The sequence below is a fragment of the Stenotrophomonas sp. Nf1 genome, from assembly GCF_003028475.1.
Lineage (GTDB): Bacteria > Pseudomonadota > Gammaproteobacteria > Xanthomonadales > Xanthomonadaceae > Stenotrophomonas.
This window is the reverse complement of sequence record NZ_PYTV01000011.1, coordinates 26,765-44,899: the sequence shown is the minus strand read 5'-3', so window position 1 is coordinate 44,899 and position 18,135 is coordinate 26,765. Positions and strand designations below refer to the sequence as shown.

At 66.7% G+C, this 18,135-nt stretch carries 15 protein-coding genes; 6 read left to right on the top strand and 9 right to left on the bottom strand.

The features are described 5' to 3' along the window. Positions 1–84: 84 nt before the first annotated feature. Positions 85–1,395, bottom strand: coding sequence for a sorbosone dehydrogenase family protein (locus C9412_RS17885; RefSeq protein WP_107232854.1), 1,311 nt, complete (start codon positions 1,393–1,395; stop codon positions 85–87). After that, positions 1,388–1,828 (bottom strand): DUF2231 domain-containing protein, encoded by a 441-nt coding sequence (locus C9412_RS17880; RefSeq protein WP_107232853.1) that lies wholly within the window; start codon positions 1,826–1,828, stop codon positions 1,388–1,390. Before C9412_RS17880 ends, C9412_RS17885 begins: the two co-directional genes overlap by 8 nt. A 286-nt stretch (positions 1,829–2,114) precedes the next feature. Between C9412_RS17880 and C9412_RS17875 the strand changes: the two genes are divergently transcribed. Next, a complete protein-coding gene (locus tag C9412_RS17875; RefSeq protein ID WP_107232852.1) occupies positions 2,115–3,881 on the top strand; it encodes a S8 family serine peptidase in 1,767 nt (588 codons plus the stop codon). Continuing rightward, a complete protein-coding gene (locus C9412_RS17870) occupies positions 3,881–4,477 on the top strand; it encodes a DNA breaking-rejoining protein (protein ID WP_107232851.1) in 597 nt (198 codons plus the stop codon). The genes C9412_RS17875 and C9412_RS17870 overlap by 1 nt, the downstream gene beginning before the upstream one ends. A 280-nt stretch (positions 4,478–4,757) precedes the next feature. On the opposite strand, the gene C9412_RS17865 is transcribed toward C9412_RS17870, so the two are convergent. From C9412_RS17865 to cyoA, 5 genes are read right to left on the bottom strand one after another with little or no spacing between them, the layout of a single operon-like run. Beyond that, positions 4,758–5,438, bottom strand: a complete 681-nt coding sequence (locus tag C9412_RS17865; protein WP_107232850.1) for an SCO family protein — start codon at positions 5,436–5,438, stop codon at positions 4,758–4,760. A gap of 11 nt (positions 5,439–5,449) precedes the next feature. Continuing rightward, the gene (cyoD, locus tag C9412_RS17860) at positions 5,450–5,782 is read right to left on the bottom strand and encodes a cytochrome o ubiquinol oxidase subunit IV (RefSeq protein WP_006474871.1); all 333 of its coding nucleotides are present in this window, start codon (positions 5,780–5,782) and stop codon (positions 5,450–5,452) included. 1 nt (position 5,783) lies between these two features. After that, entirely contained in the window at positions 5,784–6,419 is a 636-nt protein-coding gene (gene cyoC / locus C9412_RS17855; protein ID WP_107232849.1) for a cytochrome o ubiquinol oxidase subunit III, read from the bottom strand. Beyond that, on the bottom strand, positions 6,416–8,392 hold the full coding sequence (cyoB, locus tag C9412_RS17850) for a cytochrome o ubiquinol oxidase subunit I (RefSeq protein WP_107232848.1): 1,977 nt from the start codon (positions 8,390–8,392) through the stop codon (positions 6,416–6,418). The genes cyoC and cyoB overlap by 4 nt, the downstream gene beginning before the upstream one ends. Positions 8,393–8,397: 5 nt before the next feature. Beyond that, entirely contained in the window at positions 8,398–9,303 is a 906-nt protein-coding gene (gene cyoA, locus C9412_RS17845) for a ubiquinol oxidase subunit II (protein ID WP_107232847.1), read from the bottom strand. 183 nt (positions 9,304–9,486) lie between these two features. Here cyoA and C9412_RS17840 point away from each other — a divergent pair, with 183 nt between their 5' ends. From C9412_RS17840 to C9412_RS17825, 4 genes are read left to right on the top strand one after another with little or no spacing between them, the layout of a single operon-like run. Continuing rightward, positions 9,487–10,902: a PLP-dependent aminotransferase family protein gene (locus C9412_RS17840; RefSeq protein WP_107232846.1), complete on the top strand. Its 1,416-nt coding sequence runs from the start codon at positions 9,487–9,489 to the stop codon at positions 10,900–10,902. Between the two features lie 55 nt (positions 10,903–10,957). Next, a complete protein-coding gene (locus C9412_RS17835; RefSeq protein ID WP_258190346.1) occupies positions 10,958–11,236 on the top strand; it encodes a hypothetical protein in 279 nt (92 codons plus the stop codon). After that, complete coding sequence (locus tag C9412_RS17830; protein WP_107232845.1) at positions 11,236–11,835, top strand: DUF6436 domain-containing protein; 600 nt, start codon at positions 11,236–11,238, stop codon at positions 11,833–11,835. Before C9412_RS17835 ends, C9412_RS17830 begins: the two co-directional genes overlap by 1 nt. A gap of 9 nt (positions 11,836–11,844) precedes the next feature. After that, positions 11,845–13,359: a PLP-dependent aminotransferase family protein gene (locus C9412_RS17825; RefSeq protein WP_107232844.1), complete on the top strand. Its 1,515-nt coding sequence runs from the start codon at positions 11,845–11,847 to the stop codon at positions 13,357–13,359. A gap of 838 nt (positions 13,360–14,197) precedes the next feature. On the opposite strand, the gene C9412_RS17820 is transcribed toward C9412_RS17825, so the two are convergent. Together C9412_RS17820 and C9412_RS17815 are read right to left on the bottom strand one after the other, a co-directional pair. Beyond that, positions 14,198–15,499: an aminotransferase class V-fold PLP-dependent enzyme gene (locus tag C9412_RS17820; protein ID WP_107232843.1), complete on the bottom strand. Its 1,302-nt coding sequence runs from the start codon at positions 15,497–15,499 to the stop codon at positions 14,198–14,200. After that, on the bottom strand, positions 15,499–17,892 hold the full coding sequence (locus C9412_RS17815) for a TonB-dependent receptor (RefSeq protein WP_107232842.1): 2,394 nt from the start codon (positions 17,890–17,892) through the stop codon (positions 15,499–15,501). Before C9412_RS17815 ends, C9412_RS17820 begins: the two co-directional genes overlap by 1 nt. Positions 17,893–18,135 lie beyond the last annotated feature (243 nt).

Sequence of the window (18,135 nt, the reverse complement as noted above, 5' to 3'; positions counted from 1 at the left end):
TACGCGGCAACCCCGCGCTGCGCGCGTAAGCCGAGCATGGCTCGGCTCTACAAAAAGCAGTCGAGCAAGCTCGACTCTACAAGGCTACTTGGCTGACACCCGCCACACCACGTCACCCACGTCGTCGGCCACCAGCAGTGCGCCTTCGGCGTCCATCGCCATGCCTACCGGTGCGCCCATCAGGGTCTTCTCATCCTTCGAGGCGAAGCCACTCACCACGGTCTGTGGCCGCCCGGTCGGCTTGCCGTCCTTGAACGGCACGTATACCACCTCGTAGCCGCTCAATGGCGAGCGATCCCAGCTGCCGTGTTCGCCGATGAAGGCACCGCCGTGGTACTGCGCCGGCAGCGCCTGGCCGGTATAGAACAGCAGGCCCAGCGGCGCCACGTGCGAGCCGATGGCGTAATCCGGCACGATCGCCTTGGCCACCAGGTCCGGCCGCTGCGGCTGCACGCGCTCGTCCACGTGCTGGCCGTAGTAGCTGTAGGGCCAGCCGTAGAAGCCATCTTCCTTCACCGAGGTGAGGTAATCGGGCACCAGGTCGGCGCCGATCTCATCGCGCTCGTTGGCCACCGCCCACAGCGTGCCGGTGCTCGGCTCCCAGTCCAGGCCAGTGGGGTTGCGGATGCCCGAGGCGAAGATGCGGCTGCCACGGGTGGCCACGTCCACTTCCAGCACCACTGCGCGGCGGTACTCCACCGCCAGGCCGTTCTCGGTGATGTTGCTGTTGGAGCCCACGCCCACGTACAGCTTGCGGCCGTCGCGGCTGGCCAGCAGCTCCTTGGTCCAGTGATGGTTGATGGTGCTGGGCAGATCGGTGAACTCGCGGCCCTTGTCGGCCATGCGGGTTTCGCCGGGCACGTAGTGGAACTGCACGATGTTGCCGGTGTTGGCCACGTACAAGGTGTCACCGATGAGCTGGATGCCGAACGGCGAATGCAGGCCCTCGATGTAGACGTGCTGGGTCCAGGTATTGGTGCCGGGCGTGCGCCGCAGCAGGGTGACCCGGTTGCCGCCCTTGCCGGCCTTGCCCGAGCGCGCCTTCACCTTGCCGGCGATCCACTGCTTGGGCGTGGTGACTGGCTCTTCACCCGGGCCGTTGCCCTCCACCACCAGCACATCGCCGTTGGGCAGGGTCAACAGGCGGCGCGGATGCTGCAGGTTGGCGGCGATGCGCTCGATCTTCAGGCCCTCGGCCACCGTGGGCGATTGGCCTTCAGCCCAGCCGACGCCCTTGGGCACCTGCATGGGCGGCATCAGGAAGTTCTGCGGTGCCGGCAGCGGCGGCTTCGCGCCGGACTGGTCGGTGGGGTGGTACTCGGCCTTGCCCGCGCAGGCCGACAGCATCACTGCCAACGAAAGCGCTGCAAGGGCGGGCAGGAAGGGCTTAGCCATGATGACCTCCGTGCCGCACCGGCGGCTGCAGCGACAGCAGGATGAGCCCCAGCGCGATCAGCGCCACGGTCAGCGCCGACAGGATTGTGCCCGGCACGGCAACGGCGTAGGCGTCGCGGCTGTGCACGAAGGCGTTCCAGATGGCCAGCAGCACCGCCACCAGGTTGAGGAAGAAGTCGATGCGGTCGATGCCGGTGGCGCTGCCGTTGCGGCGCCAGACCGCGAACAGGTTGATCAGGCGCGGCACGATGGCGATCAGCAGGCCGAAGGTGATCAGCCAGGCGGCGGCCTTGCCCCACATCACCTCGGCGCTGTTGAGGTAGATCGCATCGAAGATCAAGGCGCCGACAAAGAACCCGAATGGGATCGGATTCAACAGGCTGAACAGGGTGGTGCCAAGGCCGCGATGGGCCTGGGCCAGGGGATTGACCATCATCGTGCTCCGCGCGGAAGGGGGCTCGGGCTGTAGTAGCACAGCCGGATGTGAAGCCGCGCGATGGGACGCGGTAGAGCCACGCCATGCGTGAATGCGGCCGCCAACAGGAATGTGTAGTCGTTATTACCGCGCGTCATGAGTGTTTGTGACGCACTTCGCATATCGAAACATTCGTGCCCATTCGACGTAGGGAGGGACTCGTGGTGTCGCGTTTGGCTCGTTGCGATGGGGCAGTTCCGCCCCGCCGTCCTGCCATGCCGATTCACAACAGAAGGATTCGTGTATGAAGCGACACACGCAACGCTCCGCGCCACCGCGCTCCGCGCGCCTGGCCCTTGCCACTGCCCTGGTGCTGGGCAGCCTGGCCGCCACCGCCCAGGCCCAGCAGGCCGATCCGCTGGCCGGAATCCAGTGGCACCTGCTCAACACCGGGCAGGCCGTGCCGGCCGACACGCTGCCGGTGGCCGGCAACGATCTGAACGTGGATGGCCTGTTCCGCAATGGCATCCGCGGCCAGGGTGTCACCATCGCCATCGTCGATGACGGCCTGCAGATCGCCCACCCGGACCTGGCCGCCAACGTGGCGGCGGTGGCCGGCAAGAACTTCGCCAATGGCTCCAACAACCCCACGCCCTCCAACCCGGACGTCGACAACCACGGCACCATGGTCGGCGGCATCGCTGGCGCGGTGGGCGCCAACAATCTGGGCGTGCGCGGCGTGGCCTCGGCGGCCACGCTGAAGGGATTCAACTTCCTGGCGTCCAATGCCCAGGGCAATTCGACGGCCAACATCGAGTATTCCTGGTGGGATGGCGCCGAAGTGGCCGACGTGCAGGTCTTCAACAACAGTTGGGGCGCCAGGCCGGGTAACCCGAACCTGCCGATTGCCTACAGCCAGAACGACATCAGCGCCTACGAGCAGGCCCTGTCGGGTACCCGCGGCGGTCGCGGCGGCATCTACGTGAAGGCCGCGGGCAACAACTTCAACAACGCCTCGATCAGCCAGACGCAGGACGTCTGCACCGCCGACACCAAGAATCGCGGCACCGGCTGCGTGCCGGCCGGGCGTGACCCGCGCAACAACCTGTTCAACGTGATCACCGTGGGTGCGGTGCGCGCCGACGGCGTGCGTTCGTCGTACTCGTCCACCGGTTCGGTGCTGTGGGTGTCGGCCTTCGGCGGCGAATACGGCCTGCAGGCGCAGTACGCGCCGGGGCTGGTGGCGCGTGCCTATGATCCGGCCATCGTCACCACCGACGTGACCGGGTGCGCGCAGGGCAGCAACACGAACACCGCCCGCGAGAACTCACTGGACAGCAACCAGTCGGCCATCGACAGCACCTGCAACTACACCGGCAAGATGAACGGAACCTCTGCGGCCACGCCGATGGTCTCGGGTGTGGCGGCGCTGGTACTGGAAGCCAATCCGAACCTGTCCTACCGCGATGTGAAGTACATCCTGGCCACCACCGCCACCCGCAACGATCCGAACCGGGCGGCGGTGACGCTGGCCGATGGCCGCGTGCTGGTGCCGGGCTGGACGGTGAACGCCGCCGGCCGTGCCTTCAGCAATCTGTACGGCTTCGGTGTGGTCAACGCCGCGCGTGCGGTGCAGGTGGCGGAGAACTTCCAGTCGCTCGGTGCGCTGGTGGACAGCGGCTGGCGCAACACCACACGTACAGTGGCCATCGGCAACACCTCGGCCGCCGCTGCGCGTCTGACCTTCCAGCTGGCCAATGGCGCGCGCAACATCGAGAGCGTGCAGCTGGGCTTCCGCGTCAACCACAGCAACACCCGCCAGCTGCAGTTCGTGCTGGTCTCGCCCAGTGGCACGCGCAGCGTGGTGCAGCCGGCGTTCACCGCCATCGGCTCGGGTACCAACGGTACGCAGCGCAACTTCACCAGCTGGGACCTGTTGTCCAGCAATGCCTTCCTGGATGAGAGCGCCACCGGCACCTGGACGCTGGAAGTCACCGACATGGGGCAGGCCGCGAACGCTGCATCGCGTGGCAACCTCGAATTCTTCAAGATCCGCGTTCTGGGGCACTGATGATGAAGACGACCATTCTGTTGAGCACCCTCGCCTTCGCGGCGATCACCTCCACCGCCTGGGCACAGAGCTCGGGCCAGCCTCCCGCTGCCAGGACCTTGTCGACCGTGGACGCACAGGCACTGAAGGCCGAAGCCACTGGGCGTAGTTTCGATGTGGGCGGCAACCGCTTCCGCCTGGCACCGTCGGCCACCGTGCAGCAGGCCAGTGGTGGCCAGTTCAAGATCACCCCGGCTGCGGAAGCCGCCGCGACAAGCACCGGTGCCCGCAGCAAGCGCTCCCTCGATGCCGGCAGCACCGGTGCGGCGGCGCGGCTGGATGCCGGTGCCGGCAAGTTCGCCGCCGCCGTGTCCAATGACGGCGCGCCGGTGGTGGCGACGTCGCGGGTCAAGGTGTTCTTCACCGATGCGGCCTCGGCGCAGCGTGCGGCGACCGCCACCGGCGGCACCGTGGTGAAGGTATCCAAGGCTTCCGGCCGGGCGATTGTCGAGTATCCGTCGGTGAACGCGGCGCTGGATGCAACCACCAAGCTGCTGTCGACCGCCGGCGTCAAGGCGGCCGAGCCGGACGTGGTGCAGTGGGAAGAGACCAAGTAAGGCGTTGAGTGGTGCCCCCGGCCGGTTGGCTCTCCTGGCCGGCTGGGGGATTGGTTGTGCCAGGGTGTGCCGACCAACGGTCGGCACCCACCAGGCGGCGGGCATGTAGAGCCGAGCCTACGCTCGGCTGCTGCCTGCAGGGTGCACGGTGAGCGCTGAGCCGAGCATGGGCTCGGCTCTACAGCTGTGCCAACCAAGGTTGGCACCTACCAGGAGCAGATCCGGAAGTGCCGACCAACGGTCGACACCCACCAGGAGCAGTGGTTGGCACCCACCGGCATCAGCGGGCGGCGAGTACGCCGGTGTGCTTGAGGCTGCAGCTGGCCAGTGCGTCGTTGCCAGCGGCCGGATGGGCCGGTTCCAGCAACAAGCGCTGCACATCGGAGAACAGCTTCTCCACCGGCATGCCGTAGGGCGCGAACAGGCGCAGGCGGCCCTGGCGATCGAACACGTAACCACCGGCGATATGGCTCATGGTGTAGGTGTCGGGCAGCTGGCCCGGTTCTTTCTCGTAGAACGCCTTGAAGTCGCTGGCCATCGCCGACAGCTGCGCTTCGTTGCCGACCAGTGCGATGGCCTTCGGATCGAACGCTTCCACATAGGTGCGCGCGACCTCGGGCGTATCGCGGGCCGGGTCGACACTGACGAACACCACCTGCAGCTGGTCGGCATCCTTGCCCATCAGGTGCTTGACCTGACCCAGCTCGACCATCGTGGTCGGGCATACGTCCGGGCAGCTAGTGAAGCCGAAGAACAGATAGGTCACCTGGCCCTGCAGATCCTTCGGGCCACGTACGCTGCCGTGGCTGTCGGGCATCGACCACTGCTGGCCGAGTTCCTCGCAGGCGATGTCCTTGGAATAGAAGTCCATGCGCGACTGCGCGCTGCAGCCGGCCAGCAGGCCGAGCAGCAGGCCTGCGGCCAGGCGCAGGCCACGCTGGGGGAACGCAATGCCTTTCACGGTTCGCAGGCTCAGTTGATCATCATGTGGTAGTGCATGCTCCAGATGATCCAGACCGACAATGCGACGACGATGAACAGGATCACCAGGGTGAACACGAAGCTGGCCAGGTTCCAGCCCCCTTCGGACTTGCGGTCCATGTGCAGGAAGAACACCAGCTGCACCAGGATCTGCGCCACCGCGAAGCCCACCAGCAGGAACAGCGTGAGCGGCCGCGACAGCACCGGGTTCATCACCAGTGCGAACGGCACCACGGTCAGCAGCGCGCACAGCACGAAGCCGATCAGGTAGGACTTGGTGGAGCCGTGTGCATTGCCGGCGCGCGAGGTTTCGACGTGGGCCATGTCAGAAGGCTCCGATCAGGTAGACGAAGGTGAAGACGCAGATCCACACCAGGTCCAGGAAGTGCCAGAACAGGCTCAGGCACGAGACGCGGGTGATGTTGGTCGGGGTCAGGCCACGGCGGTACACCTGGTGCATCACCACCGCCATCCAGATCAGGCCGCTGGCCACGTGCAGGCCGTGGGTGGCCACCAGCGCGAAGAACGCCGACAGGTAGGCACTGGTGCTGGGGCCCGCGCCTTCGTGGATCAGGTGCGAGAACTCGTAGATCTCCATGCCGATGAACGAAGCGCCAAGCACAAAGGTCACACCCAGCCAGCGCAGCACGGCCGAGGCATCGTGGCGGTGCATCGCCAGCACCGCCTGGCCGTAGGTGATGCTGGACACCAGCAGCAGGAAGGTTTCGGTCATCACGAACGGCAGCGAGAACAGCTCCTTGCCGGTCGGGCCGCCGGCGTAGGCGGTGCTGAGCACCGCATACGAGGCGAACAGCGAGCCGAACAGCACCAGGTCGGACATGAGGTACACCCACATGCCGAACACTTTCATGCCGCCCTGCTCGTGGGCGTGGTCGTGCGCGTGCAGATCCTCGTGCACCTGCGTGTTGCTGGCCAGCTCCGGGCGGGTCAACAGGTTCATGCGCGTACCTCCTTCAGCTTGGCCAGATTGGCCGCTTCGGTGCGCGCCACCTCTTCGGAACTGACGTAGTAATCCACGTCCTCATCGTAGGAGCGCACAATCAGGGTCACGATCATCGCGATGAAGCTGGCCGCGGCCATCCACCAGATGTGCCAGACCAGGGCAAAGCACAGCACCAGGATCCAGATGTTGAGGATCAGCGGCACGCCGGTGTTCTTCGGCATGTGGATCGGTGCGTACTTCTTCGGCGGCGGCGGCAACCCACGCTTCTTCGCTTCGTGGAAGGCGTCCAGCGCATCGGCCTTGGGCACCACGGCGAAGTTGTAGAACGGCGGCGGCGACGGCGTGGCCCATTCCAGCGTGCGTGCATTCCACGGGTCGCCGGTCAGGTCCAGGTTGCGCTTGCGGTCACGCACGCTGACGTAGATCTGCACCAGCATCAGGATGATGCCGGCAAACACGAACAATGCACCGATGAAGGCAGCGATCAGGTACGGCGTCCACGCCGGGTTGTCGTACTGGTTCATGCGCCGGGTCATGCCCATGAAGCCGAGCATGTACAGTGGCATGAAGGCCAGGTAGAAGCCGATCACCCAGCAGGCGAAGGACCACTTGCCCAGGCGCTCGTTGAGGGTGAAGCCGAACACCTTCGGGAACCAGTAGACGAAGCCGGCCAGGTAGCCGAACAGCGCACCGCCGATGATGGTGTTGTGGAAGTGCGCGACCAGGAACAGGCTGTTGTGCAGCAGGAAGTCCGCGCCCGGAATGGCCAGCAGCACGCCGGTCATGCCACCGATGGTGAAGGTGACCAGGAAGGCGATGGTCCACAGCATCGGCACGCTGAACTCCACGCGGCCGCCGTACATGGTGAACAGCCAGGTGAAGATCTTCACGCCGGTGGGGATGGCGATGATCATCGTCATGATGCCGAAGAAGGCATTGACGCTGGCACCGGAACCCATGGTGAAGAAGTGGTGCAGCCAGACCACGAACGACAGGATGCCGATCGCCAGCGTGGCGCCGACCATCGACTTGTAGCCGAACAGCTTCTTGCGCGCGAACGTGGCGGTGACTTCAGAGAAGATGCCGAACGCCGGCAGCACCAGGATGTACACCTCCGGATGGCCCCAGGCCCACACCAGGTTCACGTACATCATCGGGTTGCCACCCAACGTGTTGGTGTAGAAGTTGAAGTCCAGGTAGCGGTCCAGGGTGAGCGCGCCCAGCGCCACGGTCAGGATCGGGAACGCGGCGATGATGATCACGCTGGTGACCAGCACGGTCCAGGTGAACACCGGCATCTTCATCAGGGTCATGCCCGGCGCACGCATGCGCAGGATGGTGATGAACAGGTTGACGCCGGTCAGCAAGGTGCCGATGCCCGAGGCCTGCAATGCCCAGATGTAGTAATCGACACCCACGCCTGGACTGAACTCGATGCCCGACAGCGGCGGATAGGCCACCCAGCCGGTCATGGCGAATTCGCCAACGCCCAGCGATATCATCATCAGCGCCGCGCCGACCACGAAGATCCAGAAGCTGAAGGCGTTGAGGAACGGGAATGCCATGTCGCGCGCGCCGATCTGCAGCGGCACGATGATGTTCATCAGGCCGACCACGAACGGCGTGGCGACGAAGAAGATCATGATCACGCCGTGCGCGGTGAAGATCTGGTCGTAGTGTTCGGGCGGCAGGAAGCCGTCACTGCCCGGCCCGGCCGCCGCCAGCTGCGCGCGCATCATCAGCGCGTCGGCAAAGCCACGCACCAGCATGACCAGCGCCACCACCACGTACATGACGCCGATCTTCTTGTGGTCCACGGTGGTGAACCAGTCGCGCCACAGCGGGCCCCACAGCTTGAAGTACGTCACCGCGCCCAGCAGCGCGAGGCCGCCCAGCACCATCGCCGCCAAGGTGACCACGACGATCGGCTCGTGCAGCGGCACGGCCTCCCACGTCAATTTGCCCAACATGTTCGTTACTCCTGGGAAACCTGGACGCCAGCGGCAGCGCCAGCCGGGGCCGCGGCAGTGGTGTTCTCACCGACACCGATGAACTGGTCGATGACTTTCTTGAACAGCAGCGGTTCAACGCTGGAGAAGTGCTGCACCGGTGCGTTCTTCGACGGTGCGGCCAGTGCCTTGAACTGCGTGAAGCTGAGCGCGTCCGGTGCGCTGCGCACCTCGGCCACCCACCGCTCGAACTCTTCGTTGCTGCTGGCGGTGGCGATGAACTTCATGTTCGAGAAGCCATGGCCGCTGTAGTTGCCGGACATGCCGCGGAACTGGCCCGTCTCGTTGGCGATCAGGTGCAGCTGCGTGCGCATGCCGGCCATCGCGTAGATCTGCCCACCCAGCTGCGGGATGAAGAAGGTATTCATCGTCGAGTTGGAGGTGATGTTGAACGCCAGAGGGCGGTTGGCCGGGAAGTTGAGCTGGTTGACCGTCGCGATGCCCAGGTCCGGATAGACGAACACCCACTTCCAGTCGGTGGCGATCACCTCCACGTGCAGCGGTTCACCGGCCACGTCCAGCGGCTTGTACGGGTCCAGTTCGTGGGTGGACTTCCACACGATCACCGCCAGCACCGCGATGATGATCAGCGGTACGCCCCAGACCACGATTTCCACCTTGGTGGAGTGCGACCAGTCCGGCGTGTATTTCGCCTTGGTGTTGCCGGCGCGGAAGCGCCAGGCGAAGACGAAGGTCAGCACGATGGCCGGTATCACCACGATCAGCATCAGGCCGATGCAGATCAGGATCAGGTCGCGCTGGGCGAGCCCGACCATGCCCTTCGAATCCAGCAGCACCCAGTCACAGCCCGACAGGCCGACGCAGGCCAGGGCGACCAGCGCCAGGCGGATGCGGTTCCAGCAGATATTCATTGGAGGTCAACCCTGTTGAAGAAGCGCGCTTGACCGGCTCGCCTGCGCGCAGCGCCCGGGCGTGGAGCGGCTACACTGTGGGTACGAGGTCGCCTACAAGCAGGCGATCCACTCCAATCAAGCCCATACAAGATACATCATTGTATGGACTTGTGCACTCGCACGTATGGAAAAATCTGACCGATGACGCCTCCTGCCGCCGGCCGCCGCCTGAAACACCCCAACCGGACATGGGTTCGCCCCTTCCGCGAGGGCGGCGGACCGCTGTACCTGCAGATTGCCCAGCAGGTACGCGAGGCGGTGGATGACGGCGTGCTGCGCCCGGGCGACCGCCTGCCGCCGCAGCGTGATCTGGCCCAGCAGGTCGGGGTCGACCTGACCACCGTCACCCGCGCCTTCGCCGAGCTGCGCCAGGCCGGGCTGCTGGACGCGCAGGGCGCCGGCGGCACCTTCATCGCGCTGTCGGCCGGCAACCGCAGCACCTCGGTCGACCTGAGCATGAACATCCCGCCGCTGCTGGGCAGCGCGCCGTTCGCGCAGGGCATGGAAGCCGGCTTCCAGCACCTGGGCCAGCAGCTGGGCCAGGGCGAGCTGATGAGCTACCACGTCGGTGCAGGCAGCCGCGAGGACCGCGCCGCCGCCGTGCAGTGGCTGGCGCCGATGCTGGGCTCGGTGGGTGCCGACCAGGTGGTGATCTGCCCCGGCGCGCAGACCGCGCTGTGCGCGCTGATCCTGGCCCGTACCCAGCCGGGCGAGCTGATTGCCGCCGAACCGCTGACCTACCCCGGCCTGCTGGCCGCCGCGCGCGTGCTGCAACGGGGCGTGGTGCCGGTGGCGATGGACGCCGAGGGCATGCTGCCCGACGCGCTGGAGGAGGCCTGCCAGCTGCGCCGGCCGCGCCTGCTGTACCTGGTGCCGACCATCCAGAACCCGACCACGGCAACCATGTCGGCGCAGCGCCGGCAGGCCCTGTTGGCGGTCGCCAGGCGCCACGATCTGACCGTGATCGAAGACGATCCCTATTGGTTGCTGGCTGGCGATGCCGCGCCGCCGCTGGCCGCGCAGCGCGATGCCGGCTGCCCGGTCTACTACATCTCCACCCTGTCCAAATGCCTGGCCCCGGGCCTGCGCACTGCCTACCTGGTGGTGCCGGGCGGCGAGCCGATGGAACCGGTGCTGGACGCCCTGCGCGCGATCGCACTGATGCCGACCCAGTCGATGGTGGCCGTAGCCTCGCAGTGGATCCGCAGCGGCCAGGCCCAGGACATGGTGCAGCGCTTCCAGCAGGAGCTGCGCGAGCGCCAGGCGATTGCCGCGCAGTACCTGCCCTCCCGCGCGCGCGCGCACCCGGCCGGCCTGCACGTGTGGCTGCCGCTGCCGCCACGGCTGGACCAGTACCGGCTGATCCAGGCTGCGCAAGAACAAGGGCTGGGCATCGCCAGCTCGGATGCCTTCAGCGTGGAAGAGCCGCCGCCGGGCAACGCGATCCGCCTGTCGCTGGGCGGCGCCGTCGACCAGGGCACCCTCGCCGGGGCGTTGGCCAAGCTGAACGAGATCCTGTCCGAAGCGCCCGAGGCCCGGCACAGCGCCATCGTCTGACCGGCCCGCATGGCGCGATATCCATACAAAGTGATATTTTGTATGCAATGTATGGATGAAGGGACGTGCATCGATGCGCGCCGAGAAACTGAGGTTCCACCTGGTCATGGCTGCCTGCGGGGGCTTTGTGGTGTTGATGCTGGCCGCGCTGGCCTGGGTCTGCCTGCAACCGCAGACCGCCAGCGTGCAGGCCGCCGAGCGCCACGCCATCGAGCAGTGCGTGCAGCGCAGCGAGGATCCCACGCGTAGCGAGATCCAGCGTCGCGCGCAGGCCGATTCCTGCCGCGAGATGCGCAAACAGTACGTGCACAAGTTCGGCCGGGAAGATTCCTGATGGGCGCAGCTGCGCCGCGCCGCCGCTGGCTGCTGCCGGCGATGATCGCCCTCGCCTGCCTGTTCATGGCCGGCGTGGCGGCAGCCCTGTGGCAGTACTTCGGCTACAGCGCACAATCGACCTTCACCGAACAGGCCATCGTCTTCGACGACGCCCAGCTGCGCCTGCCGCCCGAGTTGGCCGGCGACACCGGTCGCATCCGCGTGGTGCATTTCTGGGACCCGGCGTGTGCGGTCTGCAACCGCGAAACCGGCGCGCACCTGAGCTACCTGATCAGCATGTACCGCCGCGCCGGCATCGACTTCTATGCGATCCGCCGCCCCGGCACGCAGGGCGAGCTGCCCGAGCCGCTGCGCAACAAGGTGATCACCCTGCCGACCCTCGATGGCATCGAGAACATCCCGGCCAGCCCGGCCGTCGCCATCTGGGACCGCCGCGGCCACCTGGCCTATGCCGGCCCGTACAGCATCGGCATGGTCTGCAACTCGGCCAACAGTTTCGTCGAACCACTGCTGGACAAACTGGTGCGCGGCGAAACCGTGCGCCCGAAAGGACTGCTGGCCGTGGGCTGCTACTGCCCATGGCAGGCCAAGCGCTGAGGACGCGCAATGACATCACTGGCTCCGGGTGGCGTGGCCGCCGCAAACAACAACGGCGGTCACCTGTCCGAACCGACCGATGGTTATGGACAGGCTCCCGCCGTTGGAAGCAACGATACGCCCCGACATGCTCCGTACATGCCGCGACCGGATGTCGCAGCGCGCGAATGGGTGCAGGACGTGTACGCGCACAGCGGGCCGATCTACCTGCGCATCGTCAATTCGCTGGAACGCACGGTGCGTCGCGGCGGCCTTGCGCCGGGCCAGCGCCTGCCGTCGCAGCGCGCGTTGGCGCAGCAGCTGGGCATCGACCTGACCACCGTCACCCGCGCGTTCGATGAAGCACGCAAACGCGGCCTGATCGAGGCGCGCGGACCGCAGGGCAGTTTCATCGCACCGCCCAAGGCCGGTTTCGAGCAACGGGTGGACCTGAGCATGAACGTGCCGCCGGTGCCCGATGCCGACGCGCTGGCCGAGACCCTGCGCCGTGGTGCCGCCGCCGTGCTTGCGCGCAGCAACGCACCGAACCTGATGACGTATCACCTGGGTGGCGGCAACCCGACCGATCGCCACGCGGCGGCACGCTGGCTGCAGCCGATGCTCGGCGCGGTGGACGACAGCTGCCTGCTGCTGACCGAAGGCGCGCAGGTGGCGTTGGCCGCGATCCTGGTCAGCCAGGGCCGCGAGGGCGATGCCATCCTGTGCGATGCGCTGGTCTACCCGGGCCTGCTGCAAGCGGCCGCCGCACTCGGGCGACGACTGCTGCCGGTAGCCAACGACGAACACGGCATATGCCCCGACGCGCTGGCCCGGCAGGCACGCGAAAGCGGCGCGCGGCTGGTCTATCTCAACCCCACCTGCCAGAACCCGACCGCGCTGACGTTGCCGCTGCATCGGCGCCAAGCGCTGGCACGCGTGCTGGAACGCGAGGGTCTGCTGGCGATCGAGGATGATCCGTACTGGCATCTCGCTGAAGATGCACCGACACCGCTGGCGGTGCTGGCCCCGCGCCATGTGTTTCATGTGGCAACCCTGTCCAAGGTGATCAGCCCGGGGTTGCGTACCGCCTTCGTGCGCTGCCCGGGCAGCACGCAGGCCGATGCGATGGCCTCGGCGCTGAGGGCTACCCGCCTGATGGGTCACCCGCTGGTCTCGGCGCTGGCCAGCCAGTTGCTGCTGGACGGCTCGGCGCAGGCGCTGCTGGCGCAGGTGCGCAGCGAGGCCCGCGAGCGCATCGGCATGGCGCGCTATCTGCTGGCGCCCTCGCTGCTGGTACGTGCAGAAGGCCTGCATGCCTGGTGCCGGGTGCCAGCGCCCTGGACCGATGCCACGCTGGTGCGCACTGCACAGCTGCAGGGGCTGGCGATCGCGCCGTCATCGGCGTTCTGCCCGCCGGGTGTGGAGCATCACAATGGCGTGCGACTGTCGCTGGGCCTGGCGGCCGACCGCCGGCAGCTGGAGAATGCGTTGCGGCGGATTGATCGGCTGTTGTTGTCCGACACATTGCCGGCAATTGATCGGTAGCGCCGGGCCATGCCCGGCGAAACGTAGATCCACGCCATGCGTGGATAGGGTGTGCCGACCAACGTTCGGCCCCCACCAGATCGGTAGTGCCGGCCGCTGGCCGGCCGAAGATTCCCCGGCACGGTCGGAATGTGCCAACCAAGGTTGGCACCCACCAAAGCAGGGTGATGTGCCGGCCGCTGGCCGGTGGAAGATTCCCCGGCACGGTTGGAATGTGCCAACCAAGGTTGGCACCCACCAAAGCAGGATGATGTGCCGACCCACGGTCGGCACCCACCAGACCGGTAGTGCCGGCCGCTGGCCGGTGGAAGATTCCCCGGCACGGTTGGAATGTGCCAACCAAGGTTGGCACCCACCAAAGCAGGATGATGTGCCGACCCACGGTCGGCACCCACCAGACCGGTAGTGCCGGCCGCTGGCCGGTGGAAGATTCCCCGGCACGGTTGGAATGTGCCAACCAAGGTTGGCACCCACCAAAGCAGGATGATGTGCCGACCCACGGTCGGCACCCACCAGACCGGTAGTGCCGGCCGCTGGCCGGTGGAAGATTCCCCGGCACGGTTGGAATGTGCCAACCAAGGTTGGCACCCACCAAAGCAGGATGATGTGCCGACCCACGGTCGGCACCCACCAGACCGGTAGTGCCGGCCGCTGGCCGGCCGAAGATTCCCCGGCACGGTTGGAATGTGCCAACCAAGGTTGGCACCCACCAAAGCAGGGTGATGTGCCGACCCACGGTCGGCACCCACCAGACCGGTAGTGCCGGCCGCTGGCCGGCCGAAGATTCCCCGGCACGGTTGGAATGTGCCAACCAAGGTTGGCACCTACCACAGCAGGGTCAGGCCAGCGCGGCCAGCGCCTGCACCAGCGCGTCCATCTGCGCCGGCCGGGTGAACACCGACGGTGTCACCCGCACGCAGGCGCCGGATTCCAACCCATCACGATGGGTGGTGAACACCCGATGTTCATCCAGCAGCCGCTTCTGCAACGCGATGTTGTCGGCCACGCTGGTGCGCCCGCGCAGACGGAAGCTGGCCAACGCACTGGCCAAGGCCGGATCGGGCGACGACAACACTTCGATATGCGCCATCTGCCGCGCCGGTACCGTCCAGCGTTCACGCAGGTAGCGCAGGCGCGCCTGCTTGTTGGCCGCGCCGATGCGCTGGTGCAGGGAGATCGCTTCCGGCAGCGCCAGGTAGGCGGCAAAGTTGACCGTGCCGGTATGCACCCGGCTGCCGACCCGGCCATCGTCGGTCTCGCCCATGTACGGGTCCAGATCCGCCACGCGTCCCTTGCGCACGTACATCGCACCGACACCGACCGGCGCACCGATCCACTTGTGCAGGTTGATGCCAACGAAATCGGCCTTCAGCTGCGGCACCGCATAGTCGATCTGGCCGAACCCGTGCGCGGCATCGACGATCGCATCGATACCGAGTGCGCGGGCACGCTCGGCGATCTCCGCCACCGGCAGCACCAGCCCGTGGCGATGGCTGACCTGGGTCAACAGCACCAGCTTCAGCCGCGGCAATCGCGCGAATGCGGTCTCGTACGCCTGCACGATCTGCGCGTGGTCCGGCTCCGCCGGCAGCGCGATGCGCTCGACCTGCACACCACGGCGCTGCTGCAGCCAGCGCATCGCACCGATCATGCTGTCGTAGTCGATGTCGGCGTACAGCACCTGGTCGCCGGGCTGCAGGCGGTTGTAGCCGCCGATCAGCGCCAGCATCGCCTCGGTGGCGCCACGGGTCAGCGCGATCTCGTCGCTGCCCACGCCCAGCAGTTCGGCCACCTGCCGCTGCACTGCCATGTACTGCGCCGGAAACTCCCGGCGCCCATACCAGGCATTGCCACGGTTCACCTCGGCCGTATGGCGCTGGTAGCTGGCCAGCGTCTCGCGCCCCATCGCGCCCCAGTAACCGTTCTCCAGGTGGTTCACTTCGTCGGTGATGTCGAAGTGGCTGGCCACGGCGGACCAGTAGCCTTCATCGCGGGCCAGCACGTCCGGCGCCACGGTCGTTGCGGGAATCTGCATGGGTGCAGCGTAACGCACAGCAGCCGTGGCAGGCAGTGAAGACAGAGCGGCCGCCGCCGGCAGCAAGGCACCGGCACGCAGCAGGTTGCGGCGATGGCGGTCCATCAGAAGGTCAGCCGATACTGCGCGTACAGATTGGCACCGTCGGTGTCGTACGGCGCATTGCGCGAATACACCAGGCCACGGCTGGCCTGGAAGGTGGCCTCGTCCGGATAGCGGTCGAACACGTTGTCGGCGCCCACGCGCAGGCTGTGGTGCTCGTTGATGCGATAGCCCACCGCCAGGTCAAGGAAGCTCATCGCACCGAAGCGCTGGTAGATGTCGCCCACCGCGTTGCCGCTGGAATCAGTCCAGGCACCGTAGTAGCGCATGCGCGCCATCAGCGACCAGGCGCCGATGTCCCAGCTGCCGGTGAGGCTGCCCTTGTGCTCGGGCAGGCGGTCTTCGAACAGCACGCGCTGGGTTTCGTTGGTGGCCACCGAGGTGCTGCCGTTGTCCACGCGGGTGCGGTTGTAGTTGTAGGCCAGGGTCAGCGTCATGCGGCCGGCGCCGAGATCACGCAGGTAGTTGCCCACCACGTCCACACCGGTGGTGGTGGTATCGAAATCGTTGGTGAAGAAGTTCACCGAGGTGTAGCCCAATGGATTCGGTGTGCCGGCCGGGATGGCAAAGCTGGCCGACTGGCTGAAGCGGTCGGTGAGCTTGATCTGGTAGACGTCCACCGAACCGGACAGGCCCAGGTCGGTACGCCAGGTCAGGCCCAGCGAGGCAGTGCGCGATTCCTCCGGCTTCAACGGCCTGGCACCGAGCAGCTGCGCCAGCGGGTCATTCGGCGACAGGCGGCCACTGGTGAAGATCTGCAGCGTGCGCGTATCCAGGCCCTGGCTGGTGCTGGTGGTGTTGAGCTGGGCCGGGGTGGGTGCACGGAAGCCGGTGGACACGGTGCCACGCAGGGCCACGTCCGGGGTGATCGCAAAGCGCGCCGACAGCTTGCCATCCAGTGTGCTGCCGAAGCTGGAGAAGTCCTCGTAGCGGCTGGCCGCGCCGATGCTCCAGCGCTCGCCCAGCGGCACTTCCATATCCACGTAGGCGGCCTTGCTGCGCTGGCTCCACTGCCCGGCCTGGCTGGCCGAGAAGCCCGGTGCGCCATTGGAATTGGCCTCCAGGCCCGCCACGGCGCCCGGACCCACCGCGTACGAGGCCGGATCGCCGGCGCGCACCTGGTAGGTCTCCTGGCGGAACTCGCCACCGAAGGCGACGTTGATCGGCTTGGACAGCGCGCCTACATCCCATTCGTAGTTGAAATCGGCGTTGGCGTTCTTCTCGGTCTGGGTCAGGCGGCCGAGATCGAACGCGGTCGGGCTGGCCGGGCCGAGCGAGGCATTGATCGAGTTCTTCAGGCTGTAGTCGATGGCGTTGCGACCATACGAGGCGCTGACATCCCAGCGCAGCTTCGGCGTGATCTCGCCACGCACGCCGGCCACCAGCTGCAGATCGTTCTGCACGTTGCCGTACTGCGGGCTGAAGCCCACCGGATAGATCGAGCGCAGGTTCCAGCCCGGGAAGATCGTGGTGGTGCGGTAGGCACCGGTGGTGGTGTCCGGGTTGCGCCAGTTGAAATCGCTGACGCCATCACTGTGGCTGTACAGGCCGAACGCATACAGCTCCAGCGTATCGCTGGCGTTGGCCTTCACGTTGAAGCCGACGCGGCGGCTTTCCAGCTCCGGCTGGCCCCAGCGCTGCACGGGGTTGGGCACGGCCAGCTCGGGGTGCGCGGCCTGGAAGGCGATGGCATCCGGGCGCTGGCGGGTACGCGAGGTGGCATCGGAATTGGACGATTCGGCGAACAGCACCAGGCTGCCGTAGTCGCCCAACGACCAGCCGGTGCGCGCACTGAAGTCGCGCGACGCACCATCGCCCTGCGCATACTGCGAATAACCGGCCGTGATCTCGGTGCCGGGCCCGTCTTCGAGAATGATGTTGATGACACCGGCGATGGCATCCGAGCCGTACTGCGCCGATGCACCATCGCGCAGCACTTCGATGCGCTTGATCGCACTGGTCGGAATCTGCGCCAGGTCGGCGGCCTGCGCGCCACGGTTGCCGAGCAGCGCGCTGCGGTGGAAGCGGCGGCCGTTGACCAGCACCAGGGTCTGGTCCGGCGACAACCCGCGCAGGGTGGCCGGGCGCACGAACACCTGACCATCGGCCATCGGCAGGCGCTGCACCACGAACGACGGCACCAGCTGCGCCAGCACGTCCTTCAGGTCGGTGGATTCCACCGAACGGATGTCTTCCTTGCTGAACACATCCACCGGCGCCAGCGTTTCGAACTGGGTGCGGTTGGAGGCGCGGGTGCCGGTCACCAGCATCGCATCAAGCTGGGTCGGCGCGGCGCGGTTGCCATTGCTGGCATCGGCCTCCGCTGCCATCGCGCCTCCTGCGCTGGCCATGGAAAGGGCAAGGAGGATGGAACGCGAAAGCTTCGAACGATGCACGGCAGGGCTCCGGGAGAACGCGACAGGGCCAGCGCCGGTGCGGACTGTGCAGGGCTGGACAAGGCGCGCAGTCTCGGCGCGATCTGTGAAGGAGGCATGACGTCAGTGCGACAGCTTGATGCGCGATCTCGTGTCCGTGCGAAAGGCATCCACGCATGGCGTGGATCTACCGGCAGGCCCGGCATGTGCCGGCCCACGCAGGGGTAGTTGATCCACGCCATGCGTGGATGAGCCTTGGTGCCT